24 protein-coding genes, 1 tRNA gene and 6 pseudogenes are annotated in these 26,111 nt (G+C 66.1%); 20 read left to right on the forward strand and 11 right to left on the reverse strand.

Annotated features, from left to right (window positions below; translation table 11 throughout):
- The first annotated feature begins 162 nt into the window (after positions 1 to 162).
- The 7 genes and pseudogenes from OL239_RS02970 to OL239_RS02995 all read left to right on the forward strand — a co-directional run bounded on the left by OL239_RS02970 (position 163) and on the right by OL239_RS02995 (position 6,587).
- Positions 163 to 1,220: pseudogene (locus OL239_RS02970) on the forward strand (glutathione S-transferase family protein).
- 246 nt (positions 1,221 to 1,466) lie between these two features.
- A pseudogene (locus OL239_RS02975) lies at positions 1,467 to 2,445 on the forward strand (FecCD family ABC transporter permease).
- Positions 2,446 to 2,510: 65 nt separating this feature from the next.
- Positions 2,511 to 3,487, forward strand: a pseudogene (locus OL239_RS02980) (FecCD family ABC transporter permease).
- A gap of 63 nt (positions 3,488 to 3,550) precedes the next feature.
- Entirely contained in the window at positions 3,551 to 4,441 is an 891-nt protein-coding gene (locus OL239_RS02985; RefSeq protein WP_442864202.1) for an ABC transporter ATP-binding protein, read from the forward strand.
- Positions 4,438 to 5,058 carry a siderophore-interacting protein gene (locus OL239_RS19965; protein ID WP_442864203.1) on the forward strand — a complete coding sequence of 207 codons (621 nt, stop codon included), beginning with the start codon at positions 4,438 to 4,440 and terminating at the stop codon, positions 5,056 to 5,058. The genes OL239_RS02985 and OL239_RS19965 overlap by 4 nt, the downstream gene beginning before the upstream one ends.
- The gene (locus tag OL239_RS19970) at positions 4,974 to 5,495 is read left to right on the forward strand and encodes a siderophore-interacting protein (protein ID WP_442864204.1); all 522 of its coding nucleotides are present in this window, start codon (positions 4,974 to 4,976) and stop codon (positions 5,493 to 5,495) included. Before OL239_RS19965 ends, OL239_RS19970 begins: the two co-directional genes overlap by 85 nt.
- A gap of 396 nt (positions 5,496 to 5,891) precedes the next feature.
- Positions 5,892 to 6,587 carry a M23 family metallopeptidase gene (locus OL239_RS02995; protein WP_268910683.1) on the forward strand — a complete coding sequence of 232 codons (696 nt, stop codon included), beginning with the start codon at positions 5,892 to 5,894 and terminating at the stop codon, positions 6,585 to 6,587.
- A gap of 22 nt (positions 6,588 to 6,609) precedes the next feature.
- On the opposite strand, the gene OL239_RS03000 is transcribed toward OL239_RS02995, so the two are convergent.
- Entirely contained in the window at positions 6,610 to 7,569 is a 960-nt protein-coding gene (locus OL239_RS03000) for a diacylglycerol/lipid kinase family protein (RefSeq protein WP_268910684.1), read from the reverse strand.
- Between the two features lie 168 nt (positions 7,570 to 7,737).
- Between OL239_RS03000 and OL239_RS03005 the strand changes: the two genes are divergently transcribed.
- The 13 genes and pseudogenes from OL239_RS03005 (at position 7,738) to OL239_RS03055 (ending at position 17,936) form a co-directional block, all read left to right on the forward strand.
- Positions 7,738 to 8,517 (forward strand): SGNH/GDSL hydrolase family protein, encoded by a 780-nt coding sequence (locus OL239_RS03005; protein ID WP_268910685.1) that lies wholly within the window; start codon positions 7,738 to 7,740, stop codon positions 8,515 to 8,517.
- Between the two features lie 239 nt (positions 8,518 to 8,756).
- Complete coding sequence (locus OL239_RS03010) at positions 8,757 to 10,256, forward strand: MFS transporter (RefSeq protein ID WP_268910686.1); 1,500 nt, start codon at positions 8,757 to 8,759, stop codon at positions 10,254 to 10,256.
- 58 nt (positions 10,257 to 10,314) lie between these two features.
- Entirely contained in the window at positions 10,315 to 10,815 is a 501-nt protein-coding gene (locus OL239_RS03015) for a MarR family winged helix-turn-helix transcriptional regulator (protein WP_268910687.1), read from the forward strand.
- A 73-nt stretch (positions 10,816 to 10,888) separates the two neighbouring features.
- Positions 10,889 to 11,047: pseudogene (locus OL239_RS19275) on the forward strand (sugar phosphate nucleotidyltransferase); the annotation flags it as partial.
- Between the two features lie 179 nt (positions 11,048 to 11,226).
- Positions 11,227 to 11,406 carry a sugar phosphate nucleotidyltransferase gene (locus tag OL239_RS19280; protein ID WP_329609393.1) on the forward strand — a complete coding sequence of 60 codons (180 nt, stop codon included), beginning with the start codon at positions 11,227 to 11,229 and terminating at the stop codon, positions 11,404 to 11,406.
- Positions 11,403 to 12,032: a sugar phosphate nucleotidyltransferase gene (locus tag OL239_RS03025; protein WP_329609332.1), complete on the forward strand. Its 630-nt coding sequence runs from the start codon at positions 11,403 to 11,405 to the stop codon at positions 12,030 to 12,032. The genes OL239_RS19280 and OL239_RS03025 overlap by 4 nt, the downstream gene beginning before the upstream one ends.
- A 404-nt stretch (positions 12,033 to 12,436) precedes the next feature.
- Positions 12,437 to 12,673 (forward strand): 50S ribosomal protein L28, encoded by a 237-nt coding sequence (rpmB, locus tag OL239_RS03030; RefSeq protein ID WP_104053173.1) that lies wholly within the window; start codon positions 12,437 to 12,439, stop codon positions 12,671 to 12,673.
- The gene (rpmG, locus tag OL239_RS03035) at positions 12,673 to 12,840 is read left to right on the forward strand and encodes a 50S ribosomal protein L33 (protein WP_164204159.1); all 168 of its coding nucleotides are present in this window, start codon (positions 12,673 to 12,675) and stop codon (positions 12,838 to 12,840) included. Before rpmB ends, rpmG begins: the two co-directional genes overlap by 1 nt.
- 2 nt (positions 12,841 to 12,842) lie before the next feature.
- On the forward strand, positions 12,843 to 13,148 hold the full coding sequence (gene rpsN, locus OL239_RS03040) for a 30S ribosomal protein S14 (protein ID WP_104102015.1): 306 nt from the start codon (positions 12,843 to 12,845) through the stop codon (positions 13,146 to 13,148).
- A gap of 276 nt (positions 13,149 to 13,424) precedes the next feature.
- Complete coding sequence (locus OL239_RS03045) at positions 13,425 to 13,712, forward strand: HU family DNA-binding protein (protein WP_268910689.1); 288 nt, start codon at positions 13,425 to 13,427, stop codon at positions 13,710 to 13,712.
- Positions 13,713 to 14,056: 344 nt separating this feature from the next.
- Positions 14,057 to 15,753, forward strand: a pseudogene (locus OL239_RS03050) (cytochrome c oxidase assembly protein); the annotation flags it as partial.
- A gap of 36 nt (positions 15,754 to 15,789) precedes the next feature.
- On the forward strand, positions 15,790 to 15,963 hold the full coding sequence (locus OL239_RS19975) for a hypothetical protein (RefSeq protein WP_442864325.1): 174 nt from the start codon (positions 15,790 to 15,792) through the stop codon (positions 15,961 to 15,963).
- On the forward strand, positions 15,960 to 17,936 hold the full coding sequence (locus OL239_RS03055) for an NHL domain-containing thioredoxin family protein (protein WP_268910690.1): 1,977 nt from the start codon (positions 15,960 to 15,962) through the stop codon (positions 17,934 to 17,936). Before OL239_RS19975 ends, OL239_RS03055 begins: the two co-directional genes overlap by 4 nt.
- Before the next feature lie 45 nt (positions 17,937 to 17,981).
- On the opposite strand, the gene OL239_RS03060 is transcribed toward OL239_RS03055, so the two are convergent.
- The 10 genes and pseudogenes from OL239_RS03060 to OL239_RS19985 form a co-directional block, all read right to left on the reverse strand.
- Positions 17,982 to 18,350 carry a hypothetical protein gene (locus OL239_RS03060; RefSeq protein WP_268910691.1) on the reverse strand — a complete coding sequence of 123 codons (369 nt, stop codon included), beginning with the start codon at positions 18,348 to 18,350 and terminating at the stop codon, positions 17,982 to 17,984.
- A complete protein-coding gene (locus tag OL239_RS03065) occupies positions 18,344 to 18,934 on the reverse strand; it encodes a hypothetical protein (RefSeq protein WP_268910692.1) in 591 nt (196 codons plus the stop codon). Before OL239_RS03065 ends, OL239_RS03060 begins: the two co-directional genes overlap by 7 nt.
- 109 nt (positions 18,935 to 19,043) lie before the next feature.
- The gene (locus OL239_RS03070; RefSeq protein ID WP_268910693.1) at positions 19,044 to 20,312 is read right to left on the reverse strand and encodes an ABC transporter ATP-binding protein; all 1,269 of its coding nucleotides are present in this window, start codon (positions 20,310 to 20,312) and stop codon (positions 19,044 to 19,046) included.
- Positions 20,313 to 20,350: 38 nt separating this feature from the next.
- A complete protein-coding gene (locus OL239_RS03075) occupies positions 20,351 to 21,193 on the reverse strand; it encodes a carbohydrate ABC transporter permease (RefSeq protein WP_268910694.1) in 843 nt (280 codons plus the stop codon).
- Positions 21,193 to 22,155: a carbohydrate ABC transporter permease gene (locus OL239_RS03080; protein WP_268910695.1), complete on the reverse strand. Its 963-nt coding sequence runs from the start codon at positions 22,153 to 22,155 to the stop codon at positions 21,193 to 21,195. The genes OL239_RS03075 and OL239_RS03080 overlap by 1 nt, the downstream gene beginning before the upstream one ends.
- Positions 22,152 to 23,471, reverse strand: a complete 1,320-nt coding sequence (locus OL239_RS03085) for an extracellular solute-binding protein (protein ID WP_268910696.1) — start codon at positions 23,469 to 23,471, stop codon at positions 22,152 to 22,154. Before OL239_RS03085 ends, OL239_RS03080 begins: the two co-directional genes overlap by 4 nt.
- Positions 23,472 to 23,609: 138 nt before the next feature.
- Positions 23,610 to 24,536 (reverse strand): AEC family transporter, encoded by a 927-nt coding sequence (locus OL239_RS03090; RefSeq protein ID WP_268910697.1) that lies wholly within the window; start codon positions 24,534 to 24,536, stop codon positions 23,610 to 23,612.
- 169 nt (positions 24,537 to 24,705) lie between these two features.
- A tRNA-Gly gene (locus OL239_RS03095) sits at positions 24,706 to 24,776 on the reverse strand.
- A gap of 50 nt (positions 24,777 to 24,826) precedes the next feature.
- Complete coding sequence (locus OL239_RS19980) at positions 24,827 to 25,138, reverse strand: protealysin inhibitor emfourin (protein WP_268910698.1); 312 nt, start codon at positions 25,136 to 25,138, stop codon at positions 24,827 to 24,829.
- 127 nt (positions 25,139 to 25,265) lie between these two features.
- Positions 25,266 to 25,901, reverse strand: a pseudogene (locus OL239_RS19985) (M4 family metallopeptidase); the annotation flags it as partial.
- Between the last annotated feature and the right edge of the window lie 210 nt (positions 25,902 to 26,111).

Here is a 26,111-nt window from a genome sequence, read left to right on the forward strand (position 1 = left end):
CGCGGGTCCTCAGGCTGTTGGTGGTCCTGGCTAAGCAGGCATGTGTCCTTCCGACTCTACCGGTGGCAGCGGCGGAACACCCGGAAAAGCCGGGAGCGGGCACCAAACAGTTAGTCTGGACAGGGAATCATCACCACGAGAAATCACACCGCAGGGAGCGTCATGGCCGACAGTACGGGAACTGACCAGGACAACGGCTCCGGCTTCAGCACGCGCGGAGCGTACGTGACCGGAGGCGCCGAATACACCCGGGACACCAACTACATTGAAACCCGCATCACGCGTGACGGCCGGGACGGCTATCCGGTGGAGGCCGGACGGTACCGCCTGATCGCTGCACGGGCCTGCCCCTGGGCGAACAGGGCCATCATCGTCCGGCGCCTGCTGGGCCTGGAGGACGCGATTTCCCTGGGTACTCCCGGCCCCACCCACGATGCCCGCAGCTGGACCTTCGACTTGGATCCCGGCGGCCGGGATCCCGTCCTGGGCATTGAGCGGCTGCAGGAAGCGTTCTTCCGGCGCACCCCCGGCTACAAGCGCGGAATTACGGTTCCGGCAATCGTTGACGTTCCCAGCGGAGCCGTCGTGACCAATAACTTCCCGCAGATTACCGAGGACTTTTCCACGCAGTGGAAGGACTTCCACCGCGACGGCGCTCCCGACCTGCTGCCGGCCGAACACCTTGAGGAGCTGGCCGCGGTCAACAAGCGGGTGTTCACCGAGGTCAACAACGGTGTCTACCGCTGCGGTTTCGCCGGGTCGCAGGAAGCGTACGACGCCGCGTACGATCGGCTGTGGACCGCCATGGACTGGCTGGAGGACCGGCTGTCCCGGCAGCGCTACCTCGTCGGGGACACCATCACGGAGGCCGACGTGCGGCTCTTCACGACCCTGGTCCGCTTCGATCCCGTCTACCACGGCCACTTGAGTGCAACCGGAACAAGCTCACCGAGATGCCCAACCTCTGGGCCTATGCCCGGGACCTGTTCCAGACGCCCGGTTTCGGTGACACTGTCGACTTCGAGCAGATCAAGGCGCACTACTACATCGTGCACGAGGACATTAATCCCACGGGGATTGTGCCCAAGGGCCCCGATACCGCTAACTGGCTCTCTGCGCACGGCCGGGAACAGCTCGGCGGCCGGCCGTTCGGAACGGGAACGGCGCCGGGGCCGGTCCGGGCCGGCGAGGAAGTCGCTCCGGGGCACGGCGCCGGATAAGTTCGCGCCCGCCGCTGCATCTTCCCGTGCCGGAGGTAATAGGGCACAGAAGTGTTTCTTAAGCACCGGAACCGTAGGTTAGCCTTACTTAAGATTATCCGTTGTGAGGGAGGTGCCGCCGTGCGTGCAAACGCCAGCCCTTCCGCTCCGGCACCCGCCGGCGGCGCTGTATTGCCGGCAGCTTCGGGGGATCCGGCGGCTCCTGCGGGTCCGGTCCGGCAGCGCGGCGTACGCCCGGCCGCCCGCATGGCCCTGCTCGGTGTCTCGGTTGGCGCGCTGGTGCTGGCCTGCCTGGCCTCAGTCGCCTTCGGTGCGCGGGCGCTGCCCCTGGAGACGGTGTTCGAAGCCCTGACCGCATACGACCCGGGCAACGGAGACCACGCCGTGGTGGCTTCACGGATCCCCCGTACCGTCCTGGCGCTGCTGGCCGGCGGCGCGCTGGGTCTGGCCGGTGCCGCCATGCAGGGCGTGGCACGAAACCCGCTGGCTGACCCCGGGATCCTGGGCGTTAATGCCGGCGCCGCTTTTTTCGTGGTCCTCGGCATTTATGGTTTCGGTGTCGGCAGCTTCACCGGGTACGTCTGGTTCGCACTCGCCGGAGCCGCACTGGCCGCCGTCGTGGTCTACAGCGTGGCCAGCCTGGGCAGGAAGGGCAACCCCGGTTAAGCTCGCGCTGGCCGGTGCCGCACTCTCGGCAGGGCTCAGTTCGCTGATGAGCGCCATCCTGGTGTCCAGCCAGCAAACTTTCGATGTTTTCCGCTTCTGGCAGACGGGCAGCGTATCCGGCCGCGGCTGGGACGTCATCACCGCCGTGCTGCCGTTCCTGGCTGTCGGTGCTGCCATCACGCTGGGCGCGGGGCGGGCCCTGAACGGCCTGTCGCTGGGAGACGACCTGGCCCGGGGACTGGGCCAGCGGGTGGCGCTGACCCGGGGCGCCACGGCGCTCGGCGTGGTCCTGCTGTGCGGTGCAGCCACTGCCGCCGCCGGCCCGATCGGCTTTATTGGCCTGGTGATTCCGCACATGGTGCGTTCCCTCACCGGCCCCGACTACCGGTGGATCCTTCCCTTCTCCCTGGTCCTGGCACCCATCCTGCTGCTCGTGGCTGACATCGCCGGGCGGCTGGCCCTGCCGCCCGGCGAAATTCCGGTGGGCGTCATGACCGCCGTCCTCGGCGCTCCGGTGTTCATTTGGCTGGTCCGGCGCCGAAAGCCGGCCCAACTGTGAGTGCACTCCTGGACCGGCCCGCCACCGCGGCCGTCACCTCCGCCCGGCACAAATCCACCCGCCGCATCCGGACCGTCACCGCAGCCCTCGCCGGCGCCGTCGTGCTCCTCTTCGCTGTCAGCATCCTGCTGGGCACCTACACGGTGACCATCCCGGACTTCTTCCGCATCCTGGGCGGGGAACAGATACCGGGCGCCACGTACATCGTGATGGAAAGCAAACTGCCGCGGGCCGTCATAGCGGTCCTGGTCGGGGCGGCGCTGGGGATTGCCGGCAGCATCTTCCAAACCATGCTGCGCAACCCGCTGGCCAGCCCGGACGTGATTGGCATCAGTTACGGTGCCAGCGCCAGCGCGGTGGTGGGGATCGTGGTGTTCGGCGCGACGGGAACCGCGGTGTCGCTGTCCGCGCTGGCGGGGGCGCTGGTGGTGGCCCTGGCCATCTTCCTGTTGTCCCGGCAGGGCGGAGCCGCGGGCTACCGGCTCATCCTGGTCGGTATCGGATTCGCCGCGGTGATGCAGGCCGTGGTCATGTTCCTGATGACCCGCACCGATGTCCGTACGGCCTCGCAGGCCCTGGTGTGGCTCAACGGGTCCCTGAATTCCGCCGGCTGGGACCGCGCCGGTGCGCTGGCCCTGGCGCTGCTGGTCCTGCTCCCCGCCACCGCCGTACTGGGACGGCAGCTGCGCGGGCTGGAGCTGGGCGACGACACCGCCGCCGGGCTGGGCATGCGCGTGGAGGCATCACGGCTGGGGCTGCTCATTACCGGCGTGGCCCTGGCCGCCGCCGCCACCGCGGCTGCCGGCCCGGTCGCCTTTATTGCGTTCCTGTCCGGGCCCATCGCACGCCGCCTGCTGGGCGGGCGGCTGTCCCTGGCGGCGTCGGCTCTGGTGGGGGCCGTGATCGTGCTGGCTGCCGACTTCGCCGGCGCCAACCTGGTGCCCGGTGTATCACTGCCCGTGGGCGTGGTGACCGGCGCCCTGGGCGCCCTGTCCTGCTGTGGCTGCTGGTCACATCCAACCGCGTAGGCCGAGGAGGCTGATATGGGAAACCCCCACAACGTGTCCGCGGGGCAACCCCGCCCAGCCTGGGCGCGCAGGACCTGGTGCTTGCCTACGGGGAGCGAACCGTGGTGGACGGGCTGTCAGTGACGCTGCCGGCCGGCCGCATCACCATGATCGTGGGCGCCAACGCCTGCGGCAAGTCCACGCTGCTGCGCGGACTTGCCCGGCTGCTCAGGCCCGCCGGGGGTACGGTGCTGCTCGGCGGCAGGGATATTCATTCCCGGCCGGCGCGCGAGGTGGCGCGGACGCTGGGGTTGCTGCCGCAGACCCCCACGGCTCCCGAGGGCATCACCGTGGCGGATCTCGTGGGCCGCGGCCGCTATCCGCACCAGGGCTGGTTCCGCCAGTGGACGCCGGCGGACGATGCCGCCGTCGCCGCCGCACTGGAAGCGACCGGCACGCTGGACCTGGCGGAACGGAACGTCGATGAACTTTCCGGGGGCCAGCGCCAGCGGGTCTGGATTGCGATGGCCCTGGCCCAGGACACTGACATCCTGCTGCTGGATGAGCCCACCACCTTCCTGGACGTCACGCACCAGATTGAGGTGCTGGACCTCATTACGGACCTCAACCGCCGGTCCGGAACCACCGTGGCCATCGTCCTGCACGACCTGAACCTGGCCGCGCGCTACGCGGATCACCTGATCGCGGTGAAGGCCGGAACCATTGCCGCCCAGGGCGCCCCGGCCGACGTCGTCACCGAGGAGCTCGTCCGTGACGTTTTTGGTCTCGAATCCCGGGTGATCAGCGATCCGGTGGCCGGAACGCCTATGGTGGTTCCCGTGGGCCGCCACCATGCGGCGCTTCCTGACAGGGAGCAGGCCGGGAAGGAGCCTCCGGAACCGGGGCGCCCCGCAGATCCCGTGGGGTACCTGCCGAATCCGCACGACATCCGACCCGCACCACACAACCGCCTGGAGGCAGCATCATGACGCAGGTCCGCACCGCCAACGGAGCCACCGCGGCTCCCCGCAGGGCACGCCGTGCCTCCAGTGCAGGGGCGGTCATGTGCTTCGACGTCGAGGTGAAGCGGGTGCAGCGGCTGAGCGGCAACTTCCAGCGCATCACCTTCGCCGGGGACTGCCTGTCCGGGTTCGGCGTACAGGGAGCAACCAACGACCTGCGGATCAAAGTCGTGGTGCCGTCCGTGGACGCCGACGGCCGTCAGCTGCCGATGCCCGTTTTTGATTGCAGCGACACCGGCTGGTACCGCAACTGGCTGCAGCTCGACGCCGGCGTGCGCGGCTCCATGCGGACCTACACGGTCCGCTCGGCCCGCTGCGCAGCGGCGGAACCGGAGATCGACGTCGATTTTGTCCTGCACTTTGACGAGCATGGCCGGGGCGGCCCGGCTTCCAGCTGGGCCGCAGCGGCTCAGCCGGGGACCGGGTCAGCATCATCGGGCCGAATGCCGCCCACTGCGTCACCGCCGAGAGCTACGGCGGAATCGAGTGGCGGCCGGGAATGGCGCAGCACGTCCTGCTGGCCGGCGACGAAACAGCGGTTCCCGCCATCACGGCCATCCTGGAATCCCTGCCTGCCGGTGTGACCGGGCACGCGCTGCTGGAGGTTCCCGACGCCGCCGATGCGCTTCCGGTGCACACCCGCTCCTCCGTCCGGGTTTCCTGGCTGCCCCGCGGCCCCCGCCCGCACGGCGAACTGCTGGAGAGGGCTGTCCGGGACGCCGTGGCGCTCCCGGGCTGGGCATCGGTGGAGGGAGCGCCGGTACCCCCGAGGCCCGTGATCGATGACGTCAATGTGGACGAAGCGGTGCTCTGGGAGACACCCCAGCGCCTGACCCCGGCCGCCGTCAAAGCGACGCCCAATCCGGATACCCCTTCCGGTGCGCTGCCGTTTTACGCCTGGATTGCCGGTGAAGCGGCCGTCGTCCGCGGCCTGCGCCGGTACCTGGTCACCGAAGCCGGAATCGACCGCAAGCAGGTGGCCTTCATGGGCTACTGGCGCAGCGGCCGCGCCGAGCTTTAGCCGCTCGGCCGCCCCGCACCCCGCACCCCGCGCGGCGTGACGGCGGCCGCGCCGGCGGCGGTGCTTAGTCACATTTACTCGCTCACCCCAGGACCCCGCCGGTAAAATCGAAGGGAGCGGGTAACGCTCCGTGCCCTTTTCTTTCCGGAGTACTGCCCCGCCCCCGAGCAGATATTTCTATACACAGCCCCTTTGCCGAACATTGCACAGAGGTGATGGATCACGAAGATCTCCACGGAGACCCTGCGTTATCTGACGGAACAGCGGAAACTAACGGAACTGCGTTCGCTAAAAGAACTGCGTTCTCCAAAAGAACTGCGTTCTCCACAAGAATTGCGGAAACTGGTCTTTGACTGGGTGACGGACAGCCGTCCACCCGGAAAACACGTTACTTCGGTGGTCAAAAGATACTGGCCGGCCCAACTTTCGCAGGCGGCAAAGTCGCTGCCCCTGAACCTGCAGTGGCTGGCCGCTCCCGGACGCAGCACCTGCGCCATGGGTGCCGCAGCCGCCCTGGCGGTGGGCACGGCCGTGGTGGGAACGGCATCCGCCGCCCGGGAACCCCTGAACCTGCAGCGGACAGCAGTGGTGTCCGAGCTCCCCGGTGCCACGCCCGCCGACCCGGTGCCGGAAGCCCCGGCGGACGGAATGGGGTCCACCACTGCGGTGGACGCGCCGGCGGAACCGGCTCCGGAGGCGCCGCCGGCGTCGGTGCCGCTGGACGAGCTCCGCGTGACGTCGCCGTTCGGCTGGCGGGAAAACCCGCTCCTGGCCGGCGCACCGGAATTCCATAACGGCATCGACTTTGGCGCTGTCACGGGCACCCCGGTAAAGGCTGCCGCCGCCGGCACGGTGACCTACGCCGAGTACCACCAGTACGGGGGTCTGCGGATCGTGGTGGACCACGGAAACGGCACCGAAACCACCTACAACCACCTGAGTGGCATTCACGTTGAGGTGGGTCAGTGGGTGGACTTCAACACCGTGATCGGCGCGATTGGCAGCACCGGAAATTCCACCGGCCCGCACCTGCACTTTGAAGTGCTGATCAACGGCGAATACCATGATCCAGCCGTTTGGCTGGGCATCTAGCTTAGGCCCGGGGAACCTGGTCCTAGACCCGGGGATCCGTGAGGATCGCCGGGTCTTTCTTTCCGTGCGGCATCCGGACCCGAAGGGCGCTGGGATCCACCCGGAAGGCGACATGGGAAGCCTTGCCCAAATGGTCGCCGTCGACCTCGAACTCCTGCGGAACCTCGGTGAAGATCTCGGCTTCCTTGCACTGGTAGTAGTCGACCGAGGTGCTGCCTTTCCCGCGGCGCAGCAGGCCGGCAACTACGCCGAACCAGCCGAACCGTCCCCGGGGAGCCATGGTCATGATGTCCAGCAGTCCGTCATCAATGCGCGCGCCCGGGAAAATCTCCAGACCGCCCATGATTTTTCCGCAGTTGCCCCCCATGACGCTGCGCGGATGGCCGGAGATTTCCTTGCCGCCGTCGAGCCGGATGGTGCTCTTGACCGGCTTCCCGGGAAGGTTACGGATACCGGCGTCCACATAGGCCAGCCAGCCGACATTGTCCTTCAGGGTGTCGTTGGTGTCGCCCATCAGGGCTGCGTCGTAGCCCAGCCCGGCCATGACCAGGAAAACGTCGCCCTTTAGCGCACGGTCGAGGGTCACATGGACGACGTCGATGTTGCGGTCAGCCCCGGTCAGGGCCGCCGTGACGGCTGCTTCCGGGTCGTCGACGGCGATGTCCAGGTTCCGGGCCAGCAGATTGCCGGTACCCAGCGGCAGCAGCCCGAGGGGAGTGTCGGTGCCGGTCAGCTCGGCGGCCACGCAGCGGACCGTACCGTCGCCGCCGGCTGCGATAACCAGGTCCACTCCGGCATCGAGGGCCTCGCGGGCCATGCCGCGGCCCGGGTCTTCCTTGGTGGTTTCCAGCCAGAGCGGTTCTTCCCAGCCTTCAGCGCGGCACACCCTGTCGACCAGGGCGCGGATGTCCACATCCGTTTTCTTGATGGGGTTCATGATGACGGCGACGCGCTGGCGCGTTCCTGCGGCTGAGGTGGGCATGGGATCCTTTGGGGCGGCGAAGGCGGAGCGAAGACTTGCGGGGCGGTACGGCGGAACGGTGCAGGAGGAAGCCCGCGGCGGAAGTGCGGCTTGCTTCAGAGTCTAATCCGCCCCGGGCTGCGCGCCCGCCGATGCGGGAAGTGCCGGTTCAACTTGTAACCTGTGGGTGTGACTTTTACTTCTCGTTATGTGGCCCTGGGAGATTCCTTTACCGAAGGCGTGGGGGACTGGGACGATTCCCGGCCCAACGGTGTCCGGGGCTGGGCGGACCGGGTGGCGGAGCAGCTGGCGCTCGCCGACGGGTCCTGGGGATACGCGAACCTTGCGATCCGGGGCAGGAAGCTGCACCAGGTCCTTGCCGAGCAGGTGGCAGCGGCCGTTGAGCTGGACCCCACCCTGGTCACCATTTACGCCGGCGGCAACGACATCCTGCGCCCCAAAGTGGACATCGATGCCCTGGTCGGCGCATACGACGCCGGCATCGCCGCCCTGCGCGCCTCGGGTGCCGCGGTGCTGGTCTTCACCGGGTTCGACTCCGGCCGGGCCCCGGTCTTCGGGGCCACCCGCGGCCGGACGGCCCTGTACAACGAACTGGTCCGGGAAGCGGCGGACCGCCACGGCGCCGAACTGGTGGACTACTGGCGGATGAAGGAACTCCAGGACGAGCGGTACTGGGACCTCGACCGGCTGCACATGTCGCCGGCCGGGCACATGCTCACCGCCAAGAAGGTCCTGGAAGTCCTGCGCCGCACCGATGCCATCGACCTTCCGGAGCTCAACGCGCTGCCGTCCCGGACCCGCGTCGAGCAGCTGCGGCGTGACGCGCAGTGGGCCAGGGAGTATCTCGGGCCGTGGGTCGGACGCCGGCTGCGGGGAGTTTCCTCGGGCGACAACCTCCGTCCTAAGTACCCTGTTCCGGTCCGTATCGAAGCCCCGGCTCACCTCTGAACGGGCCGGGAACGGCACCACAATCACGCTTGGTGAGGGGTTTCACAGATATTCCCGCAAGCCCAGTGGTTGTACGGGCATTTCCCGGGCGGCAGCGCCCGTGATTACCTCGTCAGTGCACTGATGATTCGGTAACCCCGGCTGTTTTTCCTAAACTTGATGGTCTGCCTGACGCCTCCTGCGGCGTTCGGCCGGTTGCTTCCGATACACGCAGCTGACTTCCAGGAAAGAAAGCCACCATGCCTAAAGACGCACCAGCTCTCCGCCGTCCGGTCCTTCGGCGCCGCCGGCTTAAAATTGACGACGTTAACGTCGTCGACAAATCGATGATGAAAAAAGCCGTCGGCGGAACCGTCGTCGGCAACACGATGGAATGGTTCGACATCGGTGTTTACGGCTACCTCGCCGTCACCATGGGAGCCGTGTTCCTCTCCGAGGCCGACGCCTCCGCACAGCTGATCTTCAGTCTGGGTGTCTTCGCCGCGACCTTCCTGGCCCGGCCGCTCGGCGGTGTTGTTTTTGGGCATCTCGGTGACCGCTTGGGCCGCCAGAAGACCCTGGCCACCACGTTGATACTGATGGCGGGTTCCACGTTCGTCATCGGGCTGCTGCCCGGCTATGACCAGATCGGCATGTGGGCTCCGGTCCTGCTGGTCCTGATGAAACTCCTCCAGGGCTTCTCCACCGGGGGCGAATACGCCGGCGCCACCACCTTCGTTACTGAATATGCCTCCGACAAGCGCCGCGGCTTCCTCTCAAGCATCTTGGATTTGGGCAGTTACATGGGCTTCGCCCTGGGCGCCGCGGTGGTGTCCATCCTGCAGCTGACGCTCAGCGCCGAGACCATGCTCGACTGGGGCTGGCGCATTCCCTTCCTGATTGCGGGACCGCTGGGCATGATTGCCATTTACTTCCGCCTCAAGATCGAGGAATCCCCGGCCTTCCAGGCAACCCTGGACGCGCAGGAGCAGAACGCAGCTTCGGATAATCCGGATGAGTCCATGACGCCTCCGGGTACTTGGGCCATGATCGGCCTTTACTGGCGGCCGATCGTCGTCGCCATGATGCTGGTTGCCGCGGCCAACACCGTGGGCTATGCCCTGACTTCGTACATGCCGTCCTACCTGACGGACTCCAAAGGCTACGACGCCGTGCACGGTACCCTGCTGACCATCCCGGTCCTGGTGCTGATGGCACTGTGCATTCCGCTGTGCGGAAAGCTCTCCGACCGGATCGGCCGCCGACCGGTCCTGATGATGGGTGCTGCCTCCACGGTTGTGCTGGCCATCCCGTCCTTCCTGCTGATCGGGATGGGACCGGTGTGGTCCACGCTCCTGGGCCTGGTCCTGCTGGCCGTGCCGGTGGCGCTGTACGTATCCAACCTGGCGTCTGCCCTTCCGGCACTGTTCACCACCGCGAGCCGCTACGGTGCCATGGGCATTTCGTACAACTTCGCCGTGGCGATCTTCGGCGGCACCGCCCCGCTCATTATGCAGGGCCTGATCAACATCAGCGGCAATGACATGATGCCGGCCTTCTGGCTGATCGCGACCTCAGCCGTGGGCGCCGTTGCCATTTTCATCATGAAGGAATCAGCCAACCGTCCGATGCCCGGTTCCATGCCGAGCGTGGATACCCGGGCCGAAGCGCACGAACTGGTGGCAACGCAGGATGAAAACCCGAGGCTGGATGTCGATTCCCTGCCCTTCGGCACGGAAAAGGCCGATTCCGGCAAGTAGCAATCCAGTCCGGCCCGTCAATCCTTGAAGGCTCAACCAACCGTGGGAGAATTGACGCATGAGTGAATCTGGTGCATCCGGTCCCCGCTGGCTGACCCCCGAGGAAAGGCGGGCCTGGCTGGCGCTGTATGCTGTCGCAACCCGGCTGACCCCCACACTGGACGCTGATCTCTTCAAACGGGCGCGGATAACCCTTTTCGACTATCACGTGCTGGCCATGGCATCCGAAGCGCCGGACCGGGCACTTCCCATGAGTGAACTGGCGGCACGGTCCAACGCGTCGCTCTCGCGCCTCTCCCACGTGGTCAAAAAGCTCGAGGGCCGCGGCTGGATGGAACGGTCTCCGTCACCCGCCGACGCGAGGGTAACAATGGCCGCGCTGACCGACGGCGGGATGGCTGCCCTCGAAGGGCTGGCGCCGGACCACGTCGGCACGGTGCGGAACCTCGTCTTCGACGGACTGGACGCCCGCGACGTCGAGGATCTTGAGCGGGTGGGGCGCAGGATCCTCGCCCGGATCGAACCGGGCATCGACCCCGTCGGCGGGGACTTGGCCTGACACCGGGGATTTTCGTTTGCTAGCGTAGGGACAGCTGAGCAGCCCCCACCAACCCCAGCGAGAGGTACTTGCCATGCACGCGCCGCGGATCCTGACCATCATTCTTGCCGGCGGAACCGGGGGCCGGCTCGGAGCGCTTACCGAGCACCGGGCAAAGCCGGCCATGCCGGTGGCCGGTTCCTACCGGCTGATTGACGTGCCGCTGTCCAACCTTCACAACAGCGGCTTCTCCGATGTCTGGATCGTGGAGCAGTACATGCCCAAGTCGCTCAACGACCATCTGGTGAGCGGGCGCCCTGGGACCTGGACCGGACCAACGGGGGACTGCGTGTCCTGCCGCCGTACCAGGGCGGGGACGGGGAGGGCTTCGCCGAAGGCAACGCCGACGCGCTGTACCGGCAGGCCGACTATATCCGTGAGTACGATCCGGATCTGGTGCTGGTGCTCAGCGCGGACCACCTGTACCGCTTGGACTACCGCGACGTCGTGGAGACCCATCGGGCGGCGAACGCAGCGCTGACGGTAGTGACCACGAAAATCCGGAACAACCCCTCGACCACGGCGTGGTCGATACAGCCGAAGGAGAGGTGACCGGTTTCGAGTACAAGCCGGAAAAGCCGAAAACGGACCGTGTGGCGGCCGAGATTTTCCTCTACGACGCCGGCGTCCTGCTCACCGCCATGGATGAGCTGATGGAAAAAGAAGGCAAGTTGGAGGACTACGGAGATCAGTTGATTCCGTATTTGGTGCGGACCGAAAAAGTGGCCGAGCACCGCCTGGACGGCTACTGGCGGGACATGGGTACTCCAGAGAGCTACCACCAGGGCCACATGGACCTGATCGACGGGCGGGGACTGGTCTTCGACGACCCGAAATGGCCTATCCTCAGCGCTGCGCCGCGGCGGCTGCCCGGCTACGTCGGAGACGGCGCGCGGGTGGCCGGCAGCCTGCTCGCTCCGGGGTCGCGCGTGGAAGGCGCCGTCCGGCGCAGCGTGATTGGCCCGGGCGCCCTGGTGGAAGCCGGCGCGGACGTGGAGTCCTGCGTGATTCTCGGAGACGTTCGCATCAGCTCCGGAGCGCGGCTCCGCAACGCCATTGTCGACGCCGGCGCGGTCATCGGCGGAGGCACGGAACTGGACGGTGCGCAGCTGGACCCGGAAGCCGGCGTGGTGGTGGTCGGGGCCGGCGGCTCTGTCGACACACCGCCGGCCTCCTGAACCGCGCCCCCCGCAGCCGTGAGCTCCGGCACGTTAACCGGGCAGGACGTCCCGCCGGTTTGAATGAACGGCGGGTTGCCCCTAGGATAGAGAGGCGTTAAGTTGCGCCCGTGCCCACCCGGCCCCGCATTGCAGCGGCCGGAGGGACATTTGCGCGGCCACCCGTATAAACCTAGAATTGAAGGCTGTCCCGGCAGATGCTGCTTGGCTTCCTGAACTTCACCGTCTTCCCCGCGGCGAGGCACTTCGGCTGGATCTCACCCCGCCAGGTTCACCTCCGGAAAGTCGCAGTAATAACGGTGTCAAAACTGGTGGCGGGACGCTCTTTATGGCAGGTGCTTAGGCAAACGCCCTGTGTCTGTTTTTTGAGGACCGTCATATTTACTACAACTGGAGGAGAGATCATGGCAGCATACTGCCAGGTAACCGGAGCCATCCCCGGCTTTGGTCACAGCATTTCGCACTCGCACCGCCGCAACAAGCGCCGGTTCGACCCGAATATTCAGAAGAAGCGCTACTGGGTGCCGTCCCTGCGCCGCAATGTGACGCTGCAGGTTTCCGCCCGCGGCATCAAGACGATCGACGTGCGCGGTATCGATGCCGTCATCACTGACCTTATCGCGAAGGGTGTGAAGCTCTAGTGGCTAAGGACAAGGACGTACGTCCGATCATCAAGCTGAAGTCGACCGCCGGCACCGGGTACACCTACGTGACCCGCAAGAACCGTCGTAACAACCCGGACCGCATGGTCCTGAAGAAGTACGACCCGAAGATCCGCCAGCACGTCGAATTCCGTGAGGAGCGCTAAGAATGGCAAAGAAGTCAAAGATTGCCCGCAACGAGCAGCGCAAGGTCGTTGTTGAGCGCTATGCTGCAAAGCGCCTCGAACTGAAGAAGACCCTGGTGGACCCGAACGCCACCGACGAAGCCCGCGAAGCTGCACGCCTCGGCCTGCAGAAGCTGCCGCGCAACGCCTCGCCGGTCCGCCTTCGCAACCGCGACCAGATTGACGGCCGCCCCCGCGGTACCCTCCAGAAGTTCGGTATCTCGCGTGTGCGTTTCCGCAACATGGCCCACGCAGGCGAACTGCCGGGCGTCAAGAAGTCCAGCTGGTAAGCACTGCTTAGCCGGTTACGAAAGGGCGGCAACCTTCGGGTTGCCGCCCTTTTTGCTGTCCGGAACGGGAAACCGCGCCGTTACGGGGAAGTGCAGGAAAGCAGCCTACGAGCCTTAGCCGGGCAGATGGCACCTTTTTCTGGGCTGAGAGCGGAAAAACCCCTAAAAACAGCGGATTTTGCCGGGTTTTCGGTGTCAGGCTGGTAAGTTTTCCAACAGTGGCGGTTTCGCATCCGTGATCCGCTCGAGCTAACCCCTAGTCCAGGAGGACATAAATTGGCTATGAACCGCAGTGAACTTGTTGCAGCAGTCGCAGAGAAGTCCGGCAACAGCCAGACCGCAGTAAATGGCGTGCTTGACGCTGTCTTCGAGATCTTCGCAACCTCCGTTGCCAATGGTGAAAAGATCACCATCCCGGGCTGGCTCGCAGTTGAGCGCACCGACCGCGCTGCCCGCACCGGCCGCAACCCGCAGACCGGCGAAACCATTCAGATTCCCGCAGGCCACAGCGTCAAGCTGACCGCGGGCTCCAAGCTGAAGGCTTCGGTCTCCACCAAGAAGTAAGCTCTTCGCAGGTGCAAGGGCCGGCGCCGGAAGGCGCCGGCCTTTTTCGTGCAATTACCCCAAATTTCTACCGTGGGTAGAGAATAGGTACCGTGCCTAAAACTGCCAACACCGATACCGCTGCCGGTAGCCGGGCGGGAAGCGAATCCCGCCGTGCCCCCGGTGGGCCTGCAGGCGAGCCGGCCGTCAGGAACGGCCTGCTGATCGCCGCCGCTGCCGTCATGTTCACCGCCATGGCCGGAGCGCTGCTCTTCTCCGGCGCCGCAGCAGCGCAGCAGCTTTCCGACCCCGGAGCCCTGACCCGGTGGGCGCTGCCGGTCGCCAAAGCGCTGCACAACGGAGCCATGGCCGCTGTGATCGGCGCCCTGGTCTTTGCCGTCGCCATCCTGCCCAAGTCCCTGAAGCTGAAGCGGGGCCGCCGGGTGGAGGCCGGGGAACCGGAACATCCGGCCTTTGCCCTGGCCCTGACGCTGGCAGGGGTCGCAGGAGCGGTCTGGACCCTGTCCGCACTTGCCGTGCTGCTGTTCACCTACTCCGACGTGTCCGGGCTTCCGCTAAGCGCGGACGCCAGCTACACCCAGGGCCTGGGTGCCTTCGTCACCGATTTCTCCGCCGGCCGGGCCTGGCTGGCGGTGAGTATCATCGCTGCCGTGGTGACCACCCTGGCCTTCGGTGTCCGGTCCCTGAACGCGCTGGCCGCCACCGGGGTGCTGGCCGCCGGCGCCATCATCCCCATTGCCCTGGTTGGCCACTCCGCCGGGGGCGATGACCACAGCGCCGCCGTCAACTCGATCGGCCTGCATCTGGCCGGTGTATGCCTGTGGATCGGCGGACTCATCGTGCTGGCCGTGGTGTCCCGCCGGCTGGGACCGATCACCGGCGTGGTACTCCGGCGCTATTCCGCACTGGCCGGCTTCGCCTTCGCCCTGGTGCTGCTCTCCGGCATCGTCAATGCGTCCCTGCGGATCACATCCTTTGACCAGCTGCGCTCGGAGTGGGGTGTCCTGGTCATCGTGAAGGCGGCGGCAACCCTGCTGCTGGGCGTTATCGGGTTCCTGCACCGCCGCTGGATCATTCCGCAGCTGCCCGAGAAGGCGGCCGGCACCGCCAAGGCTTCCGGCCCGGACGGCGGATCAAGCCCTAAGAGCGCCAACCGCATCCTGTGGCAGCTCATCGCCGTCGAACTGCTGATCATGGGCGCCGTCTCCGGCGTGGCCGTGGCGCTGGGCCGCACGGCCACCCCGCGGCCCGAGGAGCTGCCGCCCAACGCCTCACCCGCACGTATCCTCACCGGGTACGACCTTCCGCCGGAGTTGACTCCGGAGCGCTACCTGACCGAATGGCGGTTCGACTGGCTCTGGGTCGCCGTTGTTCTCATCCTCGCCGTCGCCTATCTCCGCGGGATGGTCAAGGTCCGGCGGCGCGGGGACAAGTGGCCGCTGGTGCGGACGCTGTGCTGGCTGACCGGCCTGGCGCTGCTGACCTACGTCACTTCCGGCGCTCCCGCCGTGTACGGCATGGTCCTTTTCAGCACCCACATGCTTGCGCATATGAGCCTGACCATGGTTGTTCCCCTGTTCCTGGTCCTCGGCGCCCCGGTCACCCTGGCGCTCAAGGCGCTGACGCCGCGCGGCGACGGAACCCGCGGCATCCGGGAGTGGATCCTGGTGGGCGTGCACTCACGGTTCTCCAAAGTGATCACGAACCCGGTCTTCGCGGCAGTAAACTTTGCCGGGTCCATCGTGGTGTTCTACTACTCCGAGCTGTTCGGCTTTGCCCTGCGCCAGCACGTGGGGCACGAGCTGATGATCGTGCACTTCCTGCTCACCGGGTACATCTTCGTGCTGACGATGATTGGCATTGACCCGCTGCCGTACCGGGCGCTGTATCCGCTGCGTCTGGTGATCCTGCTGGCCACCATGGCTTTCCACGCCTTCTTCGGCGTGGCGGTGATGGGCGGCACCTCGCTGATCCAGGCTTCCTACTTTGGAAACATGGGCCGGGAGTGGGGCTCTCCGCCCTCGCCGACCAGCAGCTGGGCGGGTCCATCATGTGGGGGGTCGGCGAAATTCCCACCGTGATGGTGGCAATCGGCGTCGCTTTGCAGTGGTCGCGGACCGACGCCCGTGAAACACGGCGTAAAGACCGCGCCGCCGAGCGGAATAATGAAGCTGAACTGGCCGCTTACAACAACATGTTCGCCAATCTGGCCAAGCATGATGCCAGCAGCTCTGAAGGAGACCGTAAATGACTGAAACCGTGCGCGCCGGCTACCGGGTACGTGCTTCCGAACTGGAAGGCCGCAACTGGCTCAACACGGGCGGCCGCCAGCTGGGGCTGGAAGACCTGCGCGGGAAGGTCGTGCTGCTGGACTTCTGGACGTTTTGCTGCATCAACTGCCTGCACGTGCTGGACGAGCTCCGGCCGCTGGAGGAGAAGTACGCGGACGTGCTCGTCACCGTGGGGGTGCATTCACCCAAGTTCGAACATGAAGCGGACCCCGTTGCCCTGGCAGCGGCCGTGGAGCGCTACGAGATCCACCACCCGGTTCTGGACGACCCGGAGCTGCTCACCTGGCAGGCCTACGCCGCCCGCGCCTGGCCCACCCTGGTGGTCCTGGACCCGGAGGGCTATATCGTGGCCAACCTCTCCGGCGAAGGGCATGCCGCCGGCCTGGACTCGCTGATTGGTGAACTGGTTGCCGAACACGAAGCCAAGGGAACGCTGCACCGCGGAGACGGCCCGTACGTTCCGGCCGAGCCCACCGCCGGGAACCTGCGCTTCCCGGGCAAGGCTGTTCCGCTGCCCGGGGGCACCTTCCTGGTAGCCGACACCGGACACCACCGCCTGGTGGAGCTGGAAGCGGACCTGACGACGGTGCGTTCGGTCATTGGCGACGGCACCAAGGGCTGGCAGGACGGCACCGCCGATACGGCACGCTTCAACGAACCCCAGGGCGTGGCTGTCCTGCCCGCGGCCGTGGCCGCCCGGGCCGGATACGACGTCGTCGTCGCGGACACTGTCAACCACCGCCTGCGGGGCGTTGCCCTGGGCAGCGGAACCGTCACCACGGTGGCCGGAAACGGCGTCCAGCGCCTCCTGGACGCTGAAAACCACACCAGACGGTCCGCGGGGGAGGAGCACCCGGCCGAGTCCCGTACAGCGGATTCCAGCGGCTCGGAGCCTTCCCTGACCGAGTCCGCCCTGGGGGCGGAACCGCTGAACGTTTCCCTCTCCTCGCCGTGGGACGTCCTGTGGTCCACCACGCTGGAACGCCTGGTCGTGGCGATGGCCGGCACGCACCAGATCTTCAGCTTTGATCCGCTCAGCGGTGCCGTGGACATCCTGGCCGGCACCGGTCTGGAGGGCCTGCTGGACGGTGACGGGAACCATGCCTGGTTCGCCCAGTCTTCCGGGCTGGCCGAAGACGCTGCGGGCAATATCTGGGTAGCGGATTCGGAGACCTCGGCCCTGCGCCGGCTGTCCTTCAGCGCGGACGACGGCGCGGCTCCGGTGCTGGTGAGCACCGCCGTCGGTGCCGGGCTCTTCGACTTCGGCTTCCGGGACGGCGCTGCCGGCGGGGCGCGGCTGCAGCATCCGCTGGGCGTCGCCGTGCTGCCGGACGGCTCAGTTGCCGTTGCCGACACGTACAACGGGGCGGTCCGCCGGTATGATCCGGTCACGGACACGGTGTCCACGCTGGCCCGCGGACTCGCCGAGCCGTCCGATGTCCTGGTGGACACCAGTGCGGGCGAACCGCTGCTGATCGTCGTGGAGGCCAACAGGCACGAGCTGGTCCGGCTGCCGATTCCCAAGGAAGCCCAGTCCGTGGATGAGGGTTCCCGCCAGACCCAGCGTCCGGCCAGCCCGGTTGCCGCCGGCCCCGTGGCATTGTCAGTCCGTTTCTCAGCGCCCAAGGGGCAGAAACTGGATGACCGGTGGGGCGACCCGACACAGCTGAAGATTTCCTCCTCGCCGGAGGAACTGCTGGTGTCCGGCGGCGGCACGGCCACCGGCCTGAGCCGTGAGCTGGTCCTCTCGGACTCCGTGCCCGGCGGCGTCCTGCACATCACGGCCCGCGCGGCCGCATGCGACGGCGAACCCGGAGGCGACATCCCCGACCACGCGGCGTGCCACCTCTACCAGCAGGACTGGGGTATTCCGGTGACCATTGATGCTGCCGGCGACACCTCGCTGACCCTGGACCTGCGCGGCCTCGACTAGCCCGCCGGCCACGGCTCGCCGCCGCGGCCCGGGCGGGGCGGCGAGTCAGTCGACCAGGGGTGTAACGGAAACCTCGGTACTGCCGACCGACAGCTGCGCGGCAAAGCTGAAGTCCTTCTCCACTTCCAGCGGGCTCTTGGCGCCCGTGAACAGATCCGTCTGCGTGGCCGTGAGCCTGGCCTTGCCGTTGAGCGGCGAAAGCACCCAGTTGCCGGAAACGGAGCGGATCTTCACTTCGGGATATTCGGTGATCTCCCAAACGATCGGCAGCTCAACGCGGTTGTCCGTGAAGTGGAAGAACGGGCAGCCGGTGGGGGCGAGCCGGTCCTGCGCACTGGTGCAGCCGGCGAGGAAGGAGCGGACATCCGCATCCACTTCATTCTTCAGCGCCTCGGTGGCCTCGGTGGTCAGCACCAGGTCCGCCGTATCCGGGACGAGGCGAGGGTTCCCGACTGGGCGGGAGCGGCGAAAAACTCCGAGGTGTAGGACGCCTCGACCTGCGCGGGATAAAACGCGGCAAACGTGGTGGTGTCCCCGGCCAGGGCCACCGGGACCCCGTTGACCGAGGCCTCCGGCTGGCCAAGTGAGGTCACCGTCAGGGTCGGCAGCGTCGAGGGGACGAAGGACCAGCGGTCGAAAAACAGCCAGTGCTTATCCGTACGTTCCAGGCGGTAGGTGCTGGTTCCTTCCTCGCCGCCGAGGGAGTAACGGACGTCGACGTCCACCCGGTTCCCGCCGGTGTCCCGCGGTTCGGCAATCTCCAGCACCTCGAGGCCGGCTGCGGACGCCCTGAGCCCGTCACCATCCAGGAGGGCGGCGTTGGCGGCCGGAACCTTTGCGGCCAGCAGGCCGAGGGCGCGTTCGCCGTCGCCCTCCTTCAAAGCCGTGAGATAGCTGCTGACCTGGTGCTCCGGGCCGTAGATCTTGTCATTAACGAAGAAGATCACGACGACCGCGGCGGCCACCGTGAGCATGAGCGCGAGCAGCCACGTGGACACTGTCTTAATTACTGAAGTTGTTCCCTGCACTGCTCAAACGATACCGGGTGAACTCTCCGGTGCCCGGACCGTCGCTGGAAGCTGCGGTCCGGGCACCGGCAGGAGGATGCTAGGACTCGACGCCGCTGGCAACCGCGTCGTTTTCCCGTGCCATGGCGATTTCCTCGGCCCGGGCCGCGTTGGCTTCCTCGGTGAGCTCGGCTCCGGCCTGCGCATCCCGGGTGAGGTTCTCGCCGGACTCGGGGTCGAACAGGTGCACCTTGCGGGTGTCCAGCCACAGTTCGGCATCCCGTCCGCCCCGGATGCGCGACGCGGCGTCGAGGGTGACCACAATCTGCGGACGCAGCTCGTCGGCGTCCATGTCACGGGCCAGGCTGTCCAGCAGGTCCTTGACCTCGGGGTCCGGGTGGAAGGGAATGTAGCCGTACTGCTCGTTGCCCAGCCACTCGGTGTGGCTGATCGGTGCAGTGAAGACCGAACCGTGCGGCCGCTTGGCCTCGTCCACGAACTTTGCGTCTTCGAAGAACTCCGGCCGCAGCCCCACCAGGACAATGTCCTTTCCCGCTGCCTTGTCCGCTTTGTCCTGCGGAATGGTGAGGTTCCCGACCGCCGTGCGCAGCACGTTTCCGTCCACTGTTGCGGGGAGAAAGTTCATGGACGGGGAACCGATGAACCCGGCCACAAACAGGTTGATGGGCTGTTCATAGAGCTCGCGCGGGGAAGCGACCTGCTGCAGGATGCCCTTCTTGAGGACAGCGACCCGGTCGCCCAGGGTCATGGCTTCGGTCTGGTCGTGGGTCACGTAAACGCTGGTGGTCCCGAGCCGGCGCTGCATTTGGGAAATCTCCGACCGCATCTGGCCGCGCAGCTTCGCGTCCAGGTTCGACAGCGGCTCATCGAAGAGGAACGCGTCAGCCTGGCGGACAATCGCGCGGCCCATGGCAACGCGCTGGCGCTGGCCGCCGGAAAGGTTCGCCGGTTTGCGGTCCAGGTGTTCGGTGAGCTCCAGGGTGGCTGCGGCGTCGTTGACCAGCTTGCGCACCTGTTCCTCGGTGTACTTGCCCTTGGCCAGGCGCAACGGGAACGCGATGTTCTCAAAGACGGTGAGGTGGGGATACAGGGCATAGTTCTGGAACACCATGGCGAGGTTCCGGTCGCGCGGCGCCTTGTCGTTGACCCGCTCGCCGTTGATGAGCAGGTCGCCCGAGGTGATGTCCTCCAGGCCCACGATCATGCGCAGCAGCGTGGACTTTCCGCAGCCCGAGGGGCCCACGAGGATGATGAACTCGCCGTCCGCGATGTCCAGGCTGACATCGTTGACGGCGGGAAAACCGTCTCCGTACTTTTTGACGAGGTTCTTAAGGGTGATCGATGCCATGAGAACAGATCCTTTTCTTCGACCGGACGTGCCGGGGACTAGCCCTTGACGGCGCCCTGGGTTAGACCCGAGACGATCTGGCGCTGGAACGCCAGCACCAGGACTACAACGGGAATGGTGACAATGATTGCGGCCGCCGAGATGGCGCCCGTCGGTTCTTCGAACTGGGACGCGCCGGTGAAGAATGCCAGCGCTGCGGGCACCGGCCGGGCTGCATCGGTGGAGGTCAGCGAAATGCCGTAGACAAAGTCGTTCCAGGCGATGAAGAACGCGATGATCGCCGTGGTGAAGACGCCGGGCGCGGCCAGCGGAACAATGGCCTTCCGGAAGGCCTGCCAGGTGGTCGCTCCGTCCACCTGTGCCGCCTGTTCCAGCTCCCAGGGAATCTGCCGGAAGAAGGCTGACAGTGTCCAGATGGAGATCGGCAGAGTCAGCGACAGATACGGGATGATCAGCCCAAGCCAGGTGTCATACAGGCCGATGTTCCGCCACAGGTTGAACAACGGGGTCACGATGGAAATCACCGGAAAGATGGATACGCCCAGCGCCGTGGTCAGGATCAGCTTCTTGCCGGGAAAGTCCAGCCGCGCAATCGCGTAGGCGCACAGCGTTGCCAGCACCACTGCAATGAAGGTGGCAATCAGGGAAATGCCAATGGAGTTGCGCAGCGCGGAGAGGAAGAGTCCCTGCGCATCGCCTACCAGGATCTCTTCATAGTTCGTGAAGGACCAGGTGTTGGGAAGGAACGTTCCCGAGGTGAGGTCGCTGGGAATCTTGAACGACGTGGCAAAGATGGAAGCCACCGGGAACAGCGCGTAGATGATCACCACGATCGAGATGATGGTCCACGTCAGCCTGCAACGGACAGGTGAGGATTTCACTAGTTACCCCCTCGTGCACCGGTGAGGTCCACCTTGAACAGTTTGATGGCGATGAAGCAAATGATGATGACGCAGAGGAACAGCAGTACGGAAATCGCCGAACCCATGCCGATTTCGAGCCGGGAGATCGAGGTGCGGTAGGCGAGCAGGGAGAGGACCTCCGTCCCGTACGCGCCGTTGGTCATGATGTACACGTTGTCGAAGATTCGGAAGGCATCCAGTGCCCGGAAAAGCACGGCAACCATAATGGCAGCCTTCATGTTGGGAAGGATGACCCGGGACATCCGCTGCCACCAGGTGGCGCCGTCCACTTCGGCAGCTTCCGTCAGTTCTCCCGGCACCTGCGCCAGTCCGGCGAGGAGGAGCAGGGAAATGAACGGCGTGGTCTTCCAAATTTCGGAGGCGATGATCACGAACAGCGCGGTGGGGCCGTCGGCGAACCAGTTCAGGTCCGGGCTGATTCCCGGAACCCAGTCGAACCAGTGGTTGATATAGCCGGAGTTGATGTCGAAGGCGTAGAACCAGGCGAAAGCCGAGACCACGGTGATGATCCCGTACGGGACGAGGATCGCCGTGCGGAGCCAGCCGCGTACGGCCTTCAGCGCGCTGTTCATCACCAAGGCCAGGGCGAAGCCCAGGACCAGCTCCACCGCGACGGTGATGACCGTAATCAGCAGGGTGACGCCAAGGTCGCGCCAGAAGACAATGTCAGTAAGGATGACGGCGTAATTTCCCAAACCGATGAAGGCCCGGTCATCGGGCGCGGTCAGCCGGTACTGGAACAACGAGTCCCACACGGCCAGAAGGATGGGGTAGGCGGTGACCGCCAGCATGATGACGAAGGCGGGGCCGGCCAGCCACAGGCCGAGCCGCCGTTCGGAGCGTGCCCTGTCACTGAGGCGCGGCTTGGCGGGCTTGGATACGGGCGCAGTGCCCCGCTGGGTTTCTACTGAAGTACTCACAACAGCTTCTCACCTTTCAGGACCGCAAGGATGAACTCGGAGCTGGTTGCCGGCGTGGTTTCCGGGTTGACGGCACTGGGCGGAGTCCACGTCTGCTGGATGCCGGTTGAAACCTCGTTGTAGTACGGGGTTTGCGGCCGGGGCTTGGACAGCTGGAGTGATTCACGGATGGTTTCCGCCATCGGGAAGGTTTCCGATACGCCCGGTGCGTCATACGCTTCGGTGTTGGACGGCGGATTGCCGTTGGTCGTGAAGTACAGGGACTGGTTTTCCGGGCTGACGATGCACTCAATGGCCTGGTAGGCCAGGTCCGGGTTCTGGCTCTCGGAGCCCACTCCGAGGTTGATGCCCCCCAGTGGCGGAGCAGTCTCTTCACCCTCATTGACCTGCGGGTACAGCGTCCAGCCAATGTCCTCGATCAGGCCTGCGGGCAGCGTACCCGCTTCGACGGCGGCGTTGGTGGCAGGCCATACGAAGGGGTAGTTCACCATGAACGAGCCCTGGTCGCCCTGGAACTGGATCATGGACGTGTTCTCGGTTTGGGTGGGAAGGCCCGGGCCGCCAAGCCCTTCCTTGCCGATGGTGGACACTATTTCAGCAGCCTGCGTGCCGGCCTCCGAATCGAGGCCCAGCCGGATCTCGTCGGCGGGTGCATCGGGGTTTTCGACGATCTTGCCGCCGGCTGATTCGACCAGTGCGTTGACCCACACGGTCATGGACTCGGCGCGGGCACCCTGAACGCCCAGGAACTTGTCCTGGCTGGCGGCCGCGTCCATCAGCTGCTGCCACGTGACCGGCTGGGTCATGTCCAGGCCCGCAGCCTCGGCCACCGACTTCCGGTACCAGAGGATTTGCGTGTTGGCCCAGAACGGCACGGCTACCACCTTGTCCTTCCAGGTGGCTCCTGTGAGCGCACCTTCGACGACATTCTGGGTGGTCCGCTCGACGACGTCGTCGGGGACCGGAGCCAGGTAGCCCGGTTCGGCAAGTTCGGGGACAAACGGCGGGTCCAGGCTCATGATGTCCATGGTGTCGTCGCCGGCGGCAAGGCGGCGGGCCAGCTGCTCCCGTTGTGCGCCGGCATCGCTGGGCAGCAGCGAGGTCTCGATGGTGTAGGCCCCGTCCGCCTGATCAGTGCAAATCTGGGCGATGTTTGCCTGCCCGCCGTCATCCGGGTTGATGTACCAGGTGAGGGCGGGAGGCCCTTCAGCGGAACTGCACCCGCCAAGCAGCGTGGCTCCGACGGCGAGGGCAAGCCCTGCGGCGGCGTGGGTCCTGGCGCGGGATCGGCCGGTGTGTCTTGCGTCCGTTGGCATCGGTGCTGTGCCTCCACCTCGTCGTAGGAGCGGACTGGAAAATCCGCGGCGGCCGCAACCCTCAGCAGCCTTTCAAACGACATTATGCCCTGACAGTGTTTTGCGCCACTGCCAACAGGGCCGGGAGAAGTAGTTTCCTCAGGTCAGAAGCGCAGCGATACCCATGAGGATGGGAAGCGACACGACGGTGGTTAAAAGGACGGTGTCCTTTGCGACGAGTACGCCTTCCCCGTAGCGGCTGGCGGCAACAAAGACATTCTGCGCGGTTGGCAGGGCAGCGGTGACGACGACGGCGAACAGCAGATGCCCGTCCATCCCCAGCACGAACCGCGCCAGCAGGTAGGCCAGGACCGGCTGCAGCACCAGTTTGAAGGCGGACGCCAGCACGACGTCGGTCCGCCGGCCGCCGTCGCGCTGCAGGGGGCGGGAGCCAACCAGGGAAATACCGAAGGCCAGCAGCATGGCGGGCACGGCTGCCCCGCCTATCAGTGTGACCGGTTCAAGGATGATGACCGGCAGTTTCAGCCCGGTGGCCGCCAGGACCAGCCCGATCAGAGTGCCGATGATGATGGGGTTGCGCGCAACCTGGCCCAGGAAAATCCGCACCGAGGTGCGGCGGCCGCTGGTCGCCGAGTCCAGGAGCATCAGGAACAACGGGGTGAAGACGGCCATTTGGAAGATCAGCACGGGCGCAATGTAGGCGGCGTCGCCGAGGACGTACACCGCGATTGGCAGGCCGAGGTTGGCACCGTTCACCACGGATGAGGACATGGCCGAAATCAGCAGTTCGGGCAGCGGACGGCGCAGCCACCAGCGGGTGCACAACACGAAGACGGCTGCTGTTGCGGCCGCGCTGGCACCCGCTACCAGCAGCGGCAGGGAGAACACGGTGTGCAGGTCCGCGTCACTCATCGTCACCAGCAGCAGCGCCGGTGACGCCACGAAGAACGCGAGCCTGCTCAGGACGTTCTGGGCGTTGTCGCCCAGCACTCCCAGCCGGCCGATCAGATAGCCGACCAGAATGATGATCCAGACAACCGCAAAGCCGGTCAGTACCCCCAGCACCGGGTGCTACAGGGCGAAACGGGAACGGGAGATCCGGCGGACCTCGGACGGGAGCGGGACAGGCGGGGCCGGTATGTGGTTCATCGCCGCTCAGTATACGGGCGCCCGGGACCGGGGCTGAAATATGAAACCCCCGGAAACCAAGAGGTTTCCGGGGGTTTTCGTTCTGAGCGGGCGACGGGAATCGAACCCGCGTATCAAGCTTGGGAAGCTAGCGCTCTACCATTGAGCTACGCCCGCAGAGCCGGAGTATCCCGGCACAGGAAACCACTTTACATGTAAGCCCGGCCTCACTCGAATTCACCCTGACGGCCCTTGCCCGGACCGTCTTCACCGGCCTGCTCCGGATTGCCGGCACCGGCCTGCCGGGCGCGTTCGACCAGATCCAGCCAGCGGCCCTGCACGCACTGCTCGGGCAGCGTCACTGCGGTTTCCCCCACCCGGAATTCGTAGACAAACCGGTCGGGGCCTCCCTGAGGTTCCGGCGGTGGATCCTGCAGCAGGGGGAGCCATTCCTGTTCCGCTTCCTCGGCGCTGACCTGGGCGCTCCAAACCCGGGTCAGGCCGGCGAACCCGCCCGAACGGACCACCACGATCTTCATGGCTGCACGCCCACCGCTTCCCAGGCACCGGCGACGGCGGCGTACTCCTCGCCGTCGGTGCCGTAGCGTTTCCGGCAGCAGCCAGTGTTCCCGCCGCGAACAGGGCAAAGGTGCAGTCCGCGGGCAGGTCCTGTTCGGTAATGGTGTCGTACCAGATTTGGCCGGCGTGCTCCCAGGCAAAGTTCCCCAGCGTGGTGGCGGCCAGGTAGAAGGCGTGGTTGGGGATCCCGGAGTTGATGTGGACACCCCCGTTGTCCGCTGCGGTGGAAACGTAACCGGCCATCGTTGCCGGCTGCGGATCCCGGCCCAGGACGTCGTCGTCGTAGGCTGTTCCGGGAGCCTTGAGGGAGCGGATGGCTGTGCCTGAGACCTGCTCGGTGAACAGGCCGGCGCCCACCAGCCACGTTGCCTCCGCCGCTTCCTGGCGGAGGAGTTTTTGCTCCGTCAGGACGCCGAAGACGTCGGATACCGATTCGTTCAGTGCGCCGGCCTGCTCCCGGTATTCAAAGCGGGAGGTGTACTGGACGACACCGTGGGTGAGTTCATGGGCGATTACCGTCAGCGACTTCGTGAACCGCTGGAAAACTTCGCCGTCGCCGTCTCCGCAAACCATGCGTTCGCCGTTCCAGAAGGCGTTGTCGTACTCGCGTCCGTAATGGACGGTGGCCGCCAGCAAACCGCCGGCACCGTCGACCGACGCCCGGCCGTAAATTTCCCGGAAGAGCGCATGGGTGGCGCCGAGCCCTTCGTAGGCTTCATCCACCGCCTCGTCCCGGGAAGGCTCATCGCCTTCCGCCCGGGCCAGAGCGCCCGGCAGGGTTTCCGTACCACCGGCGTCGCAGACTTCCCGCCGCAGGGACGGGACAAAGGCGGTTCCCGGTGCGGGCGCCGGAGACTGCCGCGCCTGTGAGCGGGCCTGCTCCAGCGGAGGCAGTTCGGCCAACGCCCGCCGTGCTGCCTCCGCGGCGCGGTG

Source organism: Arthrobacter sp. ATA002 (assembly GCF_026898095.1).
Classification (GTDB): Bacteria; Actinomycetota; Actinomycetes; order Actinomycetales; family Micrococcaceae; genus Arthrobacter_B.

Excerpts from the sequence above, each read along its gene's own strand:
- OL239_RS03085 (WP_268910696.1), bottom strand. The coding sequence starts at position 23,471 with ATGCCAACGGACGCAAGACACACCGGCCGATCCCGCGCCAGGACCCAC.
- OL239_RS19970 (WP_442864204.1), top strand. The coding sequence starts at position 4,974 with ATGGCGCAGCACGTCCTGCTGGCCGGCGACGAAACAGCGGTTCCCGCC.
- OL239_RS19980 (WP_268910698.1), bottom strand. The coding sequence starts at position 25,138 with ATGAAGATCGTGGTGGTCCGTTCGGGCGGGTTCGCCGGCCTGACCCGG.
- OL239_RS03070 (WP_268910693.1), bottom strand. The coding sequence starts at position 20,312 with ATGGCATCGATCACCCTTAAGAACCTCGTCAAAAAGTACGGAGACGGT.
- OL239_RS03000 (WP_268910684.1), bottom strand. The coding sequence starts at position 7,569 with ATGCCCACCTCAGCCGCAGGAACGCGCCAGCGCGTCGCCGTCATCATG.
- rpmB (WP_104053173.1), top strand. The coding sequence starts at position 12,437 with ATGGCAGCATACTGCCAGGTAACCGGAGCCATCCCCGGCTTTGGTCAC.
- OL239_RS03015 (WP_268910687.1), top strand. The coding sequence starts at position 10,315 with ATGAGTGAATCTGGTGCATCCGGTCCCCGCTGGCTGACCCCCGAGGAA.
- OL239_RS03010 (WP_268910686.1), top strand. The coding sequence starts at position 8,757 with ATGCCTAAAGACGCACCAGCTCTCCGCCGTCCGGTCCTTCGGCGCCGC.
- OL239_RS19965 (WP_442864203.1), top strand. The coding sequence starts at position 4,438 with ATGACGCAGGTCCGCACCGCCAACGGAGCCACCGCGGCTCCCCGCAGG.
- rpsN (WP_104102015.1), top strand. The coding sequence starts at position 12,843 with ATGGCAAAGAAGTCAAAGATTGCCCGCAACGAGCAGCGCAAGGTCGTT.
- OL239_RS03055 (WP_268910690.1), top strand. The coding sequence starts at position 15,960 with ATGACTGAAACCGTGCGCGCCGGCTACCGGGTACGTGCTTCCGAACTG.